Source organism: Arthrobacter sp. SPT-J7 (assembly GCF_059089965.1).
In genome coordinates this window covers 1-382 of the sequence record NZ_JBNHFF010000593.1, presented here as the reverse complement: position 1 = coordinate 382, position 382 = coordinate 1, and the positions used below count along the sequence as shown (strand labels likewise).

Annotated in this window: 1 pseudogene; it reads left to right on the top strand. The window is 61.3% G+C overall.

The features are described from left to right. Positions 1–382, top strand: a pseudogene (locus AC5RWX_RS34445) (alpha-L-arabinofuranosidase); the annotation flags it as partial.

Genomic DNA, 382 nt, shown 5'->3' with positions numbered 1-382 from the left:
GTTGCCTGCGGTTCCTCCAGCGCCCATATGCCGACCTTCGGCGAGTGGGAGCGCGTGGTGCTGACCCACACCTATGACGTGGTCGACTACATCTCCTGCCACGCGTACTACGAGGAGAAGAACGGGGACCTCGGGTCCTTCCTCGCCTCCGCCGTCGACATGGACCACTTCATCGAGTCCGTCGTGGCAACGGCCGACCATGTGAAGGCTGTCCGGGGCAGCTCGAAGACCATCAACATCTCCTTCGACGAGTGGAATGTCTGGTACATCAGCCGCTTCGAGAACGTCGACAAAATTCAGGGCCTGGACAATTGGCCGGTAGCACCCCGGCTGCTTGAGGACTGCTACTCGGTGGCGGACGCCGTCGTATTCGGCAACCTCA